General features: G+C 58.7%; 13 protein-coding genes. 9 read left to right on the top strand and 4 right to left on the bottom strand.

Annotation, left to right across the window (positions count from 1 at the left end):
• Window positions 1-47: 47 nt before the first annotated feature.
• The gene (locus tag FB556_RS02495; protein WP_141864440.1) at window positions 48-1,202 is read right to left on the bottom strand and encodes a class I SAM-dependent methyltransferase; all 1,155 of its coding nucleotides are present in this window, start codon (window positions 1,200-1,202) and stop codon (window positions 48-50) included.
• A gap of 142 nt (window positions 1,203-1,344) precedes the next feature.
• Here FB556_RS02495 and FB556_RS13375 point away from each other — a divergent pair, with 142 nt between their 5' ends.
• Window positions 1,345-1,806 carry a ParB family protein gene (locus FB556_RS13375; RefSeq protein ID WP_246057166.1) on the top strand — a complete coding sequence of 154 codons (462 nt, stop codon included), beginning with the start codon at window positions 1,345-1,347 and terminating at the stop codon, window positions 1,804-1,806.
• Window positions 1,807-1,829: 23 nt separating this feature from the next.
• On the opposite strand, the gene FB556_RS02485 is transcribed toward FB556_RS13375, so the two are convergent.
• The 3 genes from FB556_RS02485 to FB556_RS02475 all read right to left on the bottom strand — a co-directional run bounded on the left by FB556_RS02485 (window position 1,830) and on the right by FB556_RS02475 (window position 5,604).
• Complete coding sequence (locus FB556_RS02485) at window positions 1,830-3,896, bottom strand: HNH endonuclease signature motif containing protein (protein WP_141864438.1); 2,067 nt, start codon at window positions 3,894-3,896, stop codon at window positions 1,830-1,832.
• Between the two features lie 472 nt (window positions 3,897-4,368).
• Window positions 4,369-4,857, bottom strand: coding sequence for an SPW repeat domain-containing protein (locus FB556_RS13495; RefSeq protein ID WP_141864437.1), 489 nt, complete (start codon window positions 4,855-4,857; stop codon window positions 4,369-4,371).
• Between the two features lie 165 nt (window positions 4,858-5,022).
• Window positions 5,023-5,604 (bottom strand): HEAT repeat domain-containing protein, encoded by a 582-nt coding sequence (locus FB556_RS02475; protein ID WP_141864435.1) that lies wholly within the window; start codon window positions 5,602-5,604, stop codon window positions 5,023-5,025.
• A gap of 41 nt (window positions 5,605-5,645) precedes the next feature.
• Here FB556_RS02475 and FB556_RS02470 point away from each other — a divergent pair, with 41 nt between their 5' ends.
• The 8 genes from FB556_RS02470 to FB556_RS02435 all read left to right on the top strand — a co-directional run bounded on the left by FB556_RS02470 (window position 5,646) and on the right by FB556_RS02435 (window position 14,645).
• Window positions 5,646-6,605, top strand: a complete 960-nt coding sequence (locus FB556_RS02470; protein ID WP_170200332.1) for an acyl-CoA thioesterase — start codon at window positions 5,646-5,648, stop codon at window positions 6,603-6,605.
• Window positions 6,606-6,617: 12 nt separating this feature from the next.
• Window positions 6,618-8,348, top strand: coding sequence for an ABC transporter ATP-binding protein (locus FB556_RS02465; RefSeq protein ID WP_141864431.1), 1,731 nt, complete (start codon window positions 6,618-6,620; stop codon window positions 8,346-8,348).
• The gene (locus tag FB556_RS02460) at window positions 8,341-10,146 is read left to right on the top strand and encodes an ABC transporter ATP-binding protein (protein ID WP_170200331.1); all 1,806 of its coding nucleotides are present in this window, start codon (window positions 8,341-8,343) and stop codon (window positions 10,144-10,146) included. Before FB556_RS02465 ends, FB556_RS02460 begins: the two co-directional genes overlap by 8 nt.
• Window positions 10,143-11,057, top strand: a complete 915-nt coding sequence (locus tag FB556_RS02455; RefSeq protein ID WP_141864427.1) for a CPBP family intramembrane glutamic endopeptidase — start codon at window positions 10,143-10,145, stop codon at window positions 11,055-11,057. The genes FB556_RS02460 and FB556_RS02455 overlap by 4 nt, the downstream gene beginning before the upstream one ends.
• Window position 11,058: 1 nt before the next feature.
• On the top strand, window positions 11,059-12,390 hold the full coding sequence (locus FB556_RS02450; protein ID WP_141864425.1) for an MATE family efflux transporter: 1,332 nt from the start codon (window positions 11,059-11,061) through the stop codon (window positions 12,388-12,390).
• Window positions 12,391-12,418: 28 nt separating this feature from the next.
• Entirely contained in the window at window positions 12,419-13,009 is a 591-nt protein-coding gene (locus tag FB556_RS02445; protein WP_141864423.1) for a hypothetical protein, read from the top strand.
• Window positions 13,010-13,113: 104 nt separating this feature from the next.
• Window positions 13,114-13,527 carry a hypothetical protein gene (locus tag FB556_RS02440; RefSeq protein ID WP_246057165.1) on the top strand — a complete coding sequence of 138 codons (414 nt, stop codon included), beginning with the start codon at window positions 13,114-13,116 and terminating at the stop codon, window positions 13,525-13,527.
• A gap of 17 nt (window positions 13,528-13,544) precedes the next feature.
• On the top strand, window positions 13,545-14,645 hold the full coding sequence (locus tag FB556_RS02435) for an alanine racemase (RefSeq protein WP_141864421.1): 1,101 nt from the start codon (window positions 13,545-13,547) through the stop codon (window positions 14,643-14,645).
• Window positions 14,646-14,825: the final 180 nt, after the last annotated feature.

The following is a 14,825-nucleotide window of genomic DNA, read 5'->3' as shown; positions in this document are numbered from 1 at the left end:
CTGGACTGTTCCACTCTAGGCCGATCCCGGCGCGGACCGAAGAGCTCCTAGCGCTCACTGCGCTGAAGTAACACGGCGGTTTCGGCATAGGGAGTGTTGGGATACATGTCAAAAAGTCTGGCAGAAACAGGTACGTAATTGTTCAATTTCACCAGATCTTCGGCCAATTGCACCGGGTGGGATGAGCGATACATCAGGTGTTTGGGTCCGGTCGTATTTAGTTGCGGCACCAGCGCGCACAATCCTTCGGCTGTCGGCGGTGTGACGACGGCGAGATCTGCTACGTCGTAGCGATCGAGCCGGGCCGCATCACCGGGCACAAATCGCGCTAGGTCCCGGTAGCCCATTTCATGGGCGGTGATATTTGCCGCACGCACTGAGTCCTCGCACGCATCAACGCCCCAGACCGCCCGCAGCGTAAGGGGGTCCGGCGTATTACGTCGCACCATCGACAACCCCAGGCCGCCTACGCCACTGAAGAGGTCCCAGACGGTATTGGCGCCCACCCCATCGGCCCATGCCCGGGCCTGCTGGTAGAGGTATTTGGTCACGTGCGGGTTCGTGCTGAAATGCGACGTCGCAGTGACCTGCAGTGGCACGTCATCAAATTGCAGGGTTAAGTATTTGCCGTGCAGGGCGTATTCGTCGTCGTCTTCGATGCACACACTCACTACTCGCGCCGGGAGCCGTTGCTTGGTCAGTGGTTTTAACAGAATTGGTAAGTATGTGCGCAGCGGGGTGAGTGCCGCGCCGGTGCGCACCACGAACCGTAACATCAGTTCATTGGCGGGGGAGATCGTTACCTCGATCGTCTTGAGTTCGCCGGTGCTGGTCGATGCCTGGTAGGGCTGAATTTCGGCGGCGGCCACCATGTTTTGAATCGCAGCGAATACGAATTCCATGTCTTGGGGGAATTGCGGACACCCGGTGATGTCGACGCCGACGTCGTCGCCCTCGGGCAGTACCCCGAGGATCGGAATATCCGAGGTGCCCGACACGGTCATGGTGGCTTTATTCTTATATCGCCATCGGGGTGAGGTAACGGGGTCGAGCCACAGCTGGTCGGGATGCTCGGTGCGGAAGGCGGGGTGCAGGAGCTCTTTGGTCGCGTGAATTTTTAGGATCATCTGCTCTGAGTAGGCAGAATCGATCCACAAACACGCGTTGCAGAGACCTGAGGTGAAGTACTCGCATTCGAGCATGGTGTCCAATGTAAAGCAGATTACTGGCCGGTAATAGGGTTGGTATGCTCACCACACCAGCCGAGGTTGACAGATTTGCATCGGTTCTGGCTCTAGAGTGTTAAGCGACCCCGCCCGTCGTCGATTTTTCAATAGGTGAATTATGTCTGAGCCGCTTGAACACGCAATGCTGTTCGATCTGGAGCCTACCCAAACGGCCGAAAAACCGGTAGAGCAGACCGTCGTGGCGCAGGACGAAGATGCAGCCGGCCAAGGTGCGCTCGACATTGGTATCGCTATTCCAACGCCGTTTACTGAGCCGGAAGTTGATGAAGAAGTTGAAGCCGAGGCAGAAGAGGTCAATGAAGAGGTGCTGCAGCACCCGGAGACATCGCCTCGTAGACACCCCAATAAGGTGAGTTTTTATCAGGAACCCGAGGACACGGCTCGCCTACGCGGTGCCGTCCTGCATACGATGGTTGCCGAAGGTCACCGCTCGCTGAGCCAGTTCATTATTCGTGCGGTCATGAAAGAAGTCCAGCGCGTCGAGGATAAATACAACGACGGCAAACCCTTCCCCGCTGTTGCCCCCAATGAAATGCCCCAGGGCCGTCCACAACGATAGGTATGTGCATGTGGGTACTGGTTTCAGAGTGCCCATTGGATGTTGCGAAGCAGCGGTTGATAGGGATCTAACCACGGTGCGGGTTGGAAGTAGTGGGTGCCCTCAATGGTGCGGATCGTCCATTTGCCGTTGTGCACCTGCCCGTGGTGGTAGGTGCAAAGAGAAATAGCGTTGTCGATATCTGTTTGACCGCCAAACTCCCAGGGTTCAAGGTGGTGGATATCGCACAGGGCTGCCACGATAGTGCATCCTGGAGCTTGGCACCCGCGATCGCGTGCGAGGATTGCTTGTCGCTGTGCTCTGGTGAAGAATCGTTTGGTACGCCGCTGGTCCAAAATGCTGTGATGTTTGTTCCAGATCTGTCCGACTATTTCGGAGTCGCAGGTCAGAATCCTTATGTCCTGAGGCCGGACGGAACCGAAATTGATGGCCTCAGAGATGAACCCTGTCCATGGGGGCGGACTCTGGCCACTTTGATGCGTGGGGTCGTTGCAGGTTCCCTGCTTCGAACTGCCAGGATTCGGGCATCTAATCAGTGGTGGGTCAATTCCGTTGGGACCTCGGGGCCTGCGGACTTTTTCGGGGAGTGCCCCGATCTCTAGTGTCTCGTAGGCCGTTTCGATATCTTGCACAATATGCAGTGTTGATGCAGCGCCGTGTGCTCGCTTGAGCGCCAGTTCTTCGGGAGGGATCTTGCGTATGGCATTGAATAGTCCAAGAAATATTGCTCCGAGTCGTTGTCCCGGAGTTAGCTCCTCCAGATCGTTGAGCTCTTCTTGAGTGACGGGATTGCCATTCGAGTCTTCAGCAACGACGTCAGCTGGATCTTGATCGATTTGTAGGTCTTCTAAGTTCGGTGCATCTGGATCATAGAGTGGATCGACGTCGAATTCTCCGGTGCTTGACTCCTGTGCGGATGCTGACGATGCATTATTTGCCGTGGGATTCTGCGAAGCTGAGGAGTCACTTTGTGGTTTTGCTTGCTCTTTTCCTTGGCGAAACAGAAACGCTTTGAGGTTCTCGTCGATTTTTACGGGTGCGCCATTATTGCTGAGTTGCTCAATGGCGAAGCTCTTATATTCAGCAAACGCTGGTGGTGTTAAGTGCATCCAGACTTTCCCGGAACCATCGGAATAGGCTTCATCCCGGAGAACGTTGTCGCCTTCTTTACGCAAAGCTTCTGCCAGCGGTGGACCGTCAGAACAGATGTGATGGGCAATAGTGTCGGCCCAGCGCTTCCGCGCAGTATTGAATGCATCAGGATTTGAAGTCTCCGCCGCTTCCACGAGCGTCGATTCAAACGCTACCAGCGCCGCATCTTTGTAGCCTAAGTCAGCACCGATCTTATTGGTGTATCTGGTGAGATCCTCATCCATCCGAATGATGCGATCTAAATTTTCTGCCGAGATCTGCCCATCCTTGAAAGCTTCAGCGAGCTTCGGAAGCTTCGGCTGGTTCTCCTCTGCGGAAGGATTGATGCCGGGTTTCCACGTCACATACTCTTGGCGAGCATGTAGCTGCTTAGTTTTGTTTCGGGAGAATCGCAGGACTTCTTTGAAGTATTCTGTGCTGTTTTTATAGGCCACGACGCCTATAGGGCTGCCGAAATACTCGGGCTGAGCAGAAAATGCCGGCTGAATTTGGCGACAGAAATGGGTGACGACAGCTTCCTGTGAGCTCTCCATTTGCCGAGTGATTTCAGCAAAGACCGGGATAGTATCCCAAACATTTTCCGGACTTTTTGGAATCGGTGGGTTCGGGACAGGGGAACCCTGTTCGTTGTCTATCTTGTGATCTGCGACTGATTTATCTGGATCATCTTCAACTACCTGGGCATCACTGACCGTAGGGCCTATGGGTGAAGTGGAGCTGGGAACGAAGCCTGACCAATCCTCGCCCGCAGCCAAGGTGTACTGGGCGAATTCATCGAAAGTCGCAGGATCTGCAGCACGCGCGGCGAGTCGTTTTTTGAAAATTAACGTCACATAGGCCAACTGCGTGAAGCTTAGATCGTCAATAAATGACAGATCCGCGTGATCCGGCAGCGGCACCTCGGTACCGACATCGGGTAATAATGCGGTGGCGTCCATGACATGGTCCTCTCAGCGAACAACAGCTTATGAGTTTGAGGTAACGGTGTTCCTCGACCGCATCTGTAGCAATCAGTCAGTTCGAATCAGTGACTGTTAAGAATTCTTGTTCTGATCCATTCTATCCAAAAAGTCCTCCACAGGCAATGGTGGCGATGCATTTTGTTTAACACTTTGGCGATTAAGAAGCAGATTGATAACATCTTTTGCTAATGTCTGACCGGTGTGTTCTTTCTATTGTGGATATCTATCAGCTTTTAATAATTTCCCGCAGGTTTGGAAGACACGGTCGCAGGCATTTTTTACATGAGCTAAGTGTCACGCACCTGACCGGGCCGGCTGCGATGCGCACATGCAGGTAGGTGTGCTCGGTTTCAGCGTATTAATGGCCCCTGATTCGTTCAGGCATAAAAGAAGTGGTACCCATTGGTGGGTACCACTTGTCTAGCGGATAATAATAGCGCCGGGTTTTTTATACATACTGATATTCGTGTGGATTGGTCGTTGATCTGCCTGAGCGGTTTCGATACGCAGCAATCACTGACAGGATAATCAGTGCTGCGCCAACCATCCAGGAAGTCATCATCGCGGTGCGTTCCTCGACGTGTGCGTTAAAGAGGGCCGAGACGATGACCACGGCGCCGAGCACCATTTTCACGAACTCAGCCAACGTGGAGGATGCGGTAGTCCCTGCCCACACGCTTGCCACGATGACCAAAACGCCGAGCGTCACGAACAGCACGGCAGGTACGCCTGGGATCCAGAGTGGCGCTGAGGCTAAGTAGAGACCGAGTCCAACGCTGAGCCAATCCTGCCATGCTGCCCAGCGTCGTCTGTTCCCAATAATCGCCTCGTGGACTAACGGATGTTTGCTTGCATTAGGGGAGCTAGGGGAGCTCGTTTTCTGCACCGTGAAGGTGGTTCTCGGTTTTACGGGTGAGTTAGTGTGTTTCTTCGCCATCAGGTTCGCCTCCAAAATCTACATAGAACGTGTTTTGCGGTCGGCTCTTCAAAATAATGGCGTGGCCTCTATTGTAGCCCTATTGCTTCAGCGTCACCATGGGAAACAGCCACGGCGAACGGTGCTGGCGGGTTACACCTTCACGAGGCTTTGAGCGGTGGCACCTCAGTATCGCGGAGCGGTCGCCAGATCCGGCCGGTTGTGGCGTTTGGCAATCTCACCCAGGGCATCTTCGGCGGCGGCGGATAAGAAGGAATTGGGGTCCATGACGAGCCGCTGCAACCGATCGATGGCCACGTCGTGCTGCGGTGTCGCCGTCACACCAATGGCGCGGGCGGCGGCAATGCGCACGTGCGGGTAGGCATCGTCGGTGAGGAGTTCCACGAGTTTATCGACGTGCTTGAGTTCATGGCGGGCGACGAGTTGGGCGGCGATTTCGCGAACCTGCCAGTCGTCGTCATCAAGTGCTACGACGACGGCGTCCTCGGCTTTGTGGTGCCACGCGTGCAGCAGCGCTTGGCCGGCCCACACGCGCGCCATGTAGGGCTCAATGGCTTCCATGCCGCCGAGGAGTTTAATGTCGGGATCGTGTTCGGCGTTGGGCGGAGTTTCCTGCGATAACAGGCGCATGGCCCAGTCGACGAGGGTCGGATAGCCCAAGGTTTCTACGGCCGTGGCAACGCGTGTCGTGACGGCTGTGGAAAAGTGATCTGGGCGGTTAGCTGAAGGCGATGCAGAATAGGACATGTCTCTATTGTGCACACATCGCAGGTGGTAGTTTAGGGATTATGCGCTCGCGAAGTTCGATTACCCTCCACTTCCGGGCTGAAGCGTATGATCATCCCTCAGGATACGTGGACGCCGGTACGGTCATGAGCTGGCTGGATAAGGTCGGTTATGCTGCCGCCGCCACTTGGGCAGGCTCGAATGTGCAGGCCACCTATATAGGCAACATGAAATTCGGGCACCCGGTGCCTGTGGATACGCAGATCACTGCGCAGGCGCGTCTGATTTACACTGAAAATACGCAAGTGCACGTCCAAGGCAGGCTGACCCTGCCAGAAGTGTTGGATGACGACGGCGAGCCGACCGTGGCCACCTGGGTGGTCATGGTGTACGAGGCCGTGGATGCCAAAGGTCACCCCAAACAGGTCAAGCCCTGGGAACCGCGTACCGAGGCTGGCCATAAGCGCCGCGAGGTCGCCAAGGCCCGCTCGATTGAACACGCCCGCGGTGAAGACGCGCTGGGTCAAGTGTCTTTTCCGGACCCAGCCGAAACCACCGCCGAAGTCGTGCTGCTGTGCTTTATCGCCCACGCAGCCCAGGTAACCCCCGGGTTCCGACTCCAGGGCGGGACGCTGATGAGTTGGCTGGATGAGGCCGCGTTTGTGTGTGCTTCACGCTGGGCAGGCAAACCTGCCGTCGCCGTGTTTGCGGGCGGGGTGCAGTTCTATCACGGCGTGTACGTTGGCGACGTCGTGGAAATCGAAGCCCGTATTGTACACACCACGGAGCGCTCAATGTATCTGGTGGTGCGCGCCTGGAGTGGCAAACCAGAACAACGTGACCTGCGCCCGGTGGCCCAATCGATTGCGATTATGGTCGTGGCCGAAGAGGGCAAAGCCGAGCCGGTGCCCAGCTGGCATCCGGCCACCGAGGCGGAAAAGCAACTGCAACACCGCACGATCGAATTAGTATCGATGCGCAATAAGAACGTTTATGAGTGGTCGACGGTAGAAGTGCCCTGACCGGGTAGGAACATCTTGCTCAAACTCCTGGCGCGTTTCGCACGCCCATATATAGGCCAACTGACGGCCGTTGTCATTCTGCAACTCGCAACGGTCGGAGCCATCCTGTTCCTGCCCGCGCTGAACGCCCAGATTATCGACGATGGGATCGCCACCGGCAACACCGACATCATTTGGCGGCTCGGCGGGGTTATGCTCGCCGTCGCACTGATTCAATTGGTCGCCTCGATCGCATCGGTGTGGTTCGCGGCAATTTCGGCGATGTCGATCGGCCGCGACCTGCGCGCGGCAATCTTCCGCAAGGTCTCGCGGTTTTCCAGTTACCAAATGTCCCAGTTCGGGCCCGCCACCCTGATCACGCGTGCAACCAACGACGTCCAACAGTTACAAATGGTCACACTGATGGGCATGAGCCTGCTCGTGTTGGCCCCGATCATGGGGATCGGTGGGGTGGTCATGGCGATGCGCGAGGACGCCGGACTGTCCTGGCTCGTGTGGATTGCCGCGCCCGTGGTGATTGCCATCATGATCCTCGCCGCGTTGAAAATGATGCCGCTGTTCCGGCAAATGCAGGAAGCCATCGACGACGTGAACCACACCCTGCGCGAACAGATCACCGGGATGCGCGTGGTCCGAGCATTTGTGCGCGAAGACTATGAAACGACTCGGTTTACCAAGGCGAATCAGCACCTGACCGACCTGGCGATCGGTGTCGGTAAGATCTTCGTGTTGCTGTTCCCACTCATTTCCCTGGTGTTGCACGGGGCGACGGCTGCGGTGCTATGGTTCGGCGGGTTGCGTGTAGACGCCGGACTGGTCGAGGTCGGCTCGCTGACCGCCTTTATGCAATACCTGCTACAGATTTTGATGGCCGTGATGATGGCCACGATGATCTTTATTATGATCCCCCGCGCGATGGTCTCGGCCAAGCGTATCAACGAGGTGTTGGCCACCGAACCCGAACTGACCGAAGGCGACTTTGCACCCGATGATGTGACCGGGCACCTAGAATTTCGCAACGTCACCTATGCGTATCCCGGCGCGGACGTGCCGGTGTTAGAAGACATCAGCTTTAGTGCGGCCCCGGGCCAGACCGTCGGGATTATCGGGTCCACCGGTTCGGGCAAGACCACGCTGCTGAACCTCATCCCGCGCCTGACTGACACGACCGACGGCGACGTGCTGATCGACGGCGTGCCCGTAAGCGCCTACTCGCGTGAGGCGCTGGCCAAGATTGTGGGAATGGTGCCGCAAAAGGCCTACCTGTTTTCGGGCACGGTCGCCTCCAACCTGCGTTTCGGGGCACCGGATGCCACCGACGACGACGTCTGGGCCGCCCTAGAAACGGCTCAGGCCGCCGATTTTGTGTCAGTGCGTGAAACAAAGGACGCCGTCGGACTGGCCTCTTCGGTTGCCCAAGGGGGTACGGATGTCTCCGGGGGCCAACGCCAACGCCTGGCAATCGGCCGGGCCTTAGCCGCCAGACCGAAGATTTACCTATTTGACGACTCGTTTTCAGCACTGGATGCGACCACCGATGCCAAACTGCGGGCCGCGCTGTCCGATCAACTCACCGAGGCGACCATTCTGATCGTGGCCCAACGCGTGGCTACGATTCAGCAAGCCGACCGCATTTTGGTGTTAGAACACGGTCGCATCGTCGGCGACGGCACCCATGACGAACTGCTTGAATCCAACGGCGTCTACCAACAAATTGTCGAATCGCAGGTGGGCCATGACTGAAACCGCTGAGAATACCGAGGTCAAGGAAGGCGCCGATCCGGGCCGTAAGCCCAAAGCGTTCTGGCCTGCCCTGAAACGCTTGGCCGCGGTGTTTGCGCCCTATAAAACCAAGCTGATTGTCGCCGTCGTTCTCACGGTGATTTCGGTGGGGTTACAGGTGTGGGCGCCACTGGTATTAGGCGAGGCGGTCAACGTGCTCTTCCACGCCGAGGGTATCGATTTTGTTCTGCTGGGCGAGCTCATCACTCGCGTGCTGGCCATGTACGTGGTCGCGATGGGCCTGATGTGGTGGCAGGGACGAATCCTGATCATCATCGGTGTGGAAATCACCTACCTGCTGCGCCAGGATGTGGAAAACAAGCTGCACCGGGTCCCCACCAACTGGTTTGATGGAACCCAACGCGGCGACCTGCTATCTCGAACCACCAACGACGTCGACAATATCCAAACCGCGCTGCAACAAACCGTGTCGTCGATTCTCAACGGCGTGTTGACGATCATCGGTATTACGATCATGATGTTTGCGATCTCCTGGCAGCTGGCCTTGATCGCGCTGATTGCGGTGCCTATTGCCGGCGTTGTGGTCGGGGTGATCGGTCAGCGCGCCCAAAAACTGTTCTCCGCCCAGTGGGCCAACACCGGCAAACTCAACGGCCACATCGAAGAGGCCTTCACCGGCCACGACGTCGTCACCGTGTTCAACCGCCAGGACGCGATGATCGCCGAATTCGATACCCGCAACGACGACGTCTACCAGGCCAGCTATAAGGCCCAGTTCGCCTCGGGGATGATTCACCCGATCATGCAGTGGGTGACGTACCTGGGCTACGTTGGCATTGCGGTGGTGGGGGCGCTGCGCGTGGCAGCGGGCGCCCTGCCGCTGGGCTCGGTCACCGCGTTCATCCAGTACTCGCGCGAATTCAACCAGCCGCTGGGTCAGCTGGCGGGCCTGGCCAATATGATCATTTCGGCGGTCGCTTCGGCCGAGCGGGTGTTCGAATTCCTCGACGCCGATGAAGAAACCGAAACCGACGGTCAGCTGCCAGAGGTCACCGGAGCCGTGGAGTTCCGGAATGTGCGTTTTGGTTATGACGACGGCGCCCCGCTGATCACGAACCTGAACCTGCGGGTTGAACCGGGCCAGCTCGTGGCAATCGTGGGCCCCACCGGGGCAGGCAAAACCACGTTGGTGAATTTGCTGATGCGTTTCTACGAGGTCGACGCCGGACAGATCCTGCTTGACGGGACCGATATTTCCACGCTCTCCCGCTCCCAGCTGCGCGAACCGATCGGTATGGTGCTTCAGGATGCGGTGCTGTTCTCCGGGACCATTAAGCACAACATCGCCTACGGCAACCCCGACGCAACCGACGACCAAATCGTTGCTGCGGCCCAGGCTGCCCGCGCAGATTACTTCATCAACCAACTGCCCAACGGTTATGAAACGCAAGTGACCCTGGATTCGGATGCGATTTCGGCCGGCGAGCGTCAGCTGCTGACCATTGCCCGGGCATTTCTCTCCGATCCACGCCTGCTGATTCTCGATGAGGCGACGTCCTCGGTCGACACCCGCACCGAGGCGCTCATCCAAGAAGCCCTGGCCCGACTCCAAAAAGGTCGGACGTCGTTTGTGATCGCCCACCGGTTGTCGACCATTCGCGCAGCCGATGTCATCGTTGTGATGGACCACGGCGACGTCGTCGAGCTTGGCAGTCACGCCGAATTGTTGGCAGCACGTGGAATGTACCATGACCTATACACTGCCCAAACCCAACAGCACATTGAAGGAGGCCGGTGAGTTACCAGACGTACGGGAACAATCCGCCCGACAATCCGTATCCGGTTGGCTGGCCGGGGAAATATTCGACAGGCTGGCCCAACGCTTCGCCCGGGCCGACGAAGCGCCCACGTGGCCAAGTCGATCCGGCCGACCCCACGGCTTCAAATCCTGGCAAATTCCACTGGGGCGATGCCTTCGGGCTCTTCGTGTATATCGGCGGGTTTATCTTCGGCGGGATGCTGCTGCTGTTTACAATTCCCGGCGTGACGGAGTTCGGCGCCGATATCTACGGCTATGACCCAGTCAGCTTCAACGAAGTCCTAGCCGCAGACGAAATGCCCGGCTGGTTTATGATGTACTCCAACGTCGTGCTCTACGGGCTCATCGGCGTCATCCTCATGGCGGTCTCTTGGCGGGCGTTTCTCCACTCCTTCCGCTGGTTTGCGACCTGGTGGTGGGTCAAAGTCCTGTTGCTGCCCGTCATCTGGCTGTCGACATTGCTGTTCACCACGATCATGCTGACGGTCTCCGGGCAAGAACCCGACATCTCGGCTAACCAACAAGCCGTGCAAGAAGCCGCAGGGGAGTCCTCGCTGTGGGTCTCGATTCTTATTTTGGGACTGGTCGGTCCGTTCGTCGAGGAATATATCTTCCGCCACATCCTGATCGGCAAACTCTCCCGGTACATCTCGCTGTGGATCACCGTTCCGATCTCGATTGTGGCCTTCACGCTGCTGCACTTCCTGTCGGACCCGAACACGACATTTGCCAGCGTGCTGCCCTACCTCTCGATGGCCATCGCTTTCACCGCCGTCTACCTGATCTCAAAAAAATCGTTTGCCTACGCCTGGCTGTCCCACGCGTTCAACAACGTGATGTCGGTGATCCTGATGGAATTCCAGTTCGCAGAAATGGCCGTCGTCATCTGATATGACGACGACGTCGCACCGGCCGTTATCCCGCCAGATCCTATCCATCGCCGTACCGGCCTTCGGCGCGCTGATCGCCGAACCGCTCTTCTTGCTTGCCGATACCGCGATGATCGGACGCCTCGGAGCCGCAGAACTTGCCGGCGTCGGCCTGGCCGCAGCCATCGTCCAAACCGCCACCGGCCTGCTAATCTTCCTGGCCTATTCGACCACCCCGGCCGTCGCCCGATTCCTGGGCGCCGGCCAGATCGGCAACGCCCTGGCCCGCGGCCGCGACGGCATCTGGCTGGGTCTGGGCCTGGGCGCACTGCTCGCCGTCATCGGGTGGTTCACCGCCCCGTTCCTAGTGCACATCGCTACCCCCGACGCCGCACCCCACGCGATCAATTACATGCAGTACTCGATGTTCGGCCTACCCGCGATGCTCGCAGTGCTGGCCGCCACGGGGGTACTACGTGGCCTCCAAGACGCCAAAACCCCGCTGAAGGTCGCCGGCGCCGGCTTCGGGCTGAACATCCTGGGCAACTACCTGCTGATCTACGTCCTGGAGCTCGGCGTGATCGGCTCGGCCCTAGGCACCTCGGTCGTCCAGTGGCTGATGTTCGCCGTCTACGTGGCTATCCTGATCCCGCGCATGCGTAAAAACGACGTCGGATTTGCCCCGACGACGGCGGGCCTGCGCGCGACCGCCCAGGTCGGCTCCTGGTTGTTAGTGCGCTCCGCATCGCTGCGCGTGGCCGTCCTGGCCACGGTGCTGACCGCCACTTCCCTGGGCACCGAAGTGCTGGCCGCCCACCAGATCGTGTTCAACGTGTACTCGACCATGGCCTTTGCCCTCGACGCGCTGGCGATCGCCGCCCAAGCCCTGATCGGCAAAGAACTCGGCGCCGCCAACGTGCCAACCGTCCGGGCCCTCACCTCCACGATGATCCGCTGGTCATTCGGCTTCGGCGCGATCACCGGGCTGTTGCTCGGCGCCACCGCACTCTGGCTGCCCTACATCTTCACCACGGACCCCGTCGTCATTGAAGCCACCACCGCCGGACTACTCGTCCTGGCCGTCTCGCAACCGCTGTCAGGGTACGTGTTCGTGCTTGACGGGATCCTCATGGGCGCCGGCGATGCCAAATACCTCGGCCTGATCGGCATCGCCAACATCGTGATCTACCTACCCGCCCTGTACGGGCTGGCGGCGCTCGCGGCCAACGCCACCCACATCGGCGCGGTGGCCTTGGTATGGATTGGCTTCGCCGGCATCTACCTGGCCGCACGCGCCGTGGGCCTGTGGTTGCGCATCCGCACAGACACCTGGATTCGGCTCGGCGCGCATTGACAATCCTCGTGAGTAGAATGGAACGGCCATGAACCAAAAAATAGCCCCCGAGATTACCGCCGTCATGTACCGCCCGGTCCTGATCCGCGCCGGTATCGCCCTGATTTTCGGTATCGCCACATTTTTCATCCAAGAACCCACCGACGCCATCGTCAACTACGGTGCCGCGATCTTCTTTGTCTTCTCCGGGTCCGCGATGTGGGAATACCTGCGCCGCGAGCCAGTGCCCGAAGGCATGCGCACCCCGCTGTCGCTGACCGCAGCTATCTGGATGCTCGCCGCACTGACGCTGGTCGGAGTGCAACTGGGCGGGTTGTCGGAAACCGTCACCTGGGTAACCATCGCTGCGGGCCTCGGTCTGTCCGGGCTGGCCGAACTGTGGGCATCGAGCTGGCGGAAAGCCTTCACCCCGGCCCGCGATCACCTCATCGCCGGCATCGCCGGGGTGGTCATGGCCATCCTGCTCATCACCATGGACGTGGACTACCACCGGATCTTCGGCATCACCGGAACCTACGCCCTGATCACCGGAGTCCTGTTAGGCATCACCGGACTCGGCTACTGGTTAGACACCCGCAAAGCCATCCAAGAAGACGGGTTTGTGCCACCCGCTCCGTAACCTGAATTTCGCCCTGAGCCCGCCAGTTCTACGTTGAGTAAAACACCGACTAGAATACATCTGATTCGAGATTTCAAAGGAGCAACTGGGACACCCGGAACACCATGTCAGACTCACCTAAAAAACCACGCGGCGGCTTCAAGGGCGGCATCAAGGGTCCATTGGTCTTTTCCTTCGTCGTAGGGATCATCGCCTTCGTCGTGGCCACCCTGACGTCAACCGGTGGCCTGAACAACCCGGACCACCCGTTGCGCATCGACATCGGCCTCATCTCCTTTGGCATCGCCTTCGCCGCCACCCTGGTCGTGGTTGCCCTGCTCCAACTGACCGGCCGCGAAAACCCAGAACACCTGTCCGAAGGTTCCGGCATCCACCGTTCCTCTGAAGAACTCCACCGCGCCGCCGTCGCCCGCGCCCGGGAACGCATGCGCCGCGAACGCGAAGAAGCCGAAGGCCACGGTCCCACCACACAGCAGCCCGACGACGCCGCTGACAGCAATACCGACGACGCCCGCTAAATTTTTTCAAGAGCAGCATGCGGGAGTTTGATCTAGACCGGATACCGTATACGCCTGCCATCGTCATCGACGAAACCATCCTCGATGCCAATATCGCAGCCATGGCAGACTTCGCGGCCGCCAATCACCTGACGCTCCGGCCTCACGCGAAAACGCATAAGATTGCCGCGATCGCTCACAAGCAACTCGCCGCCGGCAGTCCCGGGTTAGCTGTTGCCACCCTGGGTGAAGCCCAGTACTTTATCGCCGCCGGCGTCACCGATCTGTTCATCGCCTACCCTGTGTGGGCTACCGCCGACGACGCCGAACTCCTGGCCCGTCTGGCGACCGACGGCACCCTGGCCGTCGGCACCGACTCGGTGGAAGCCGTACACTGCCTGGCCGATATCACCGGCGAACATCCCGGCATCGAGTGGATGATCGAGCTGAACTCCGGGCACCACCGCTCCGGCGTCTTCTCGGATCAAGTTGTGCCCATCGCTCAGACGATTGCGCAGCGCAACATGACGCTGCGCGGGGTCTTTACTTTCCCGGGCCACAGTTATGCGCCGGGGGAGCACGATACTGCCGCCGCCGATGAAGCCGAAACGTTGCATGCTGCTCAACACGAACTTGCTGCAGCGGGTTTTGATGTCGCCGTACGCTCTGGCGGGTCCTCGCCGACGGCCACCGCAACCGTTGCCAACGCAGCCACCGAAATCCGCCCCGGGGTCTATGTGTTTGGTGATACTCAACAGCTGGAACTTGGCAGAATCGATTATGACGACATCGCCTTGACCGTAGTGACGACGGTTGTTTCGCGACACGACGCCCATGCAGATGCCCCGGCCCGAATTATCATCGACGCCGGCTCGAAAATTCTGGCCACCGACAGGGCGCCGTGGGCTACCGGTCACGGTCGGGTACTGGGCCACCCAGATGCTCGAATAACTGCGGTGTCTGAACACCACGGCACAATCATCTGGGACGACGGCGAGCTGCCGGCCATCGGGACCCGGTTGCGCGTCATCCCGAATCACGTGTGCGTTGCGGTGAACCTCGTGGACGAGGTATTCGTGATCGATGGTGAGCAGCGAGTTTCGACGTGGCAGGTTGGCGCACGAGGCATGAACACCTAGGAGAGACAATGTCCTACATTTGCTAGCACTAATCAAGCATCGCCAGAGACAATGAGGGTATGTACTTGTCGGTCGAAACCATAACCATCATCGTGTCCGCTGCCAGTTTAATCCGCTGCCATGTGATACCCCTGTGAGTGCGCTGAGCAGATACTCAAGATCTCAACAAATCGGCTGCTC

Origin of the sequence: Enteractinococcus coprophilus (assembly GCF_006716305.1) — a bacterium.
In the GTDB taxonomy this organism is placed as follows: domain Bacteria; phylum Actinomycetota; class Actinomycetes; order Actinomycetales; family Micrococcaceae; genus Yaniella; species Yaniella coprophila.
The sequence above is the reverse complement of the archived record's forward strand: the minus strand, read 5'-3'. Positions and strand labels throughout refer to the sequence as shown.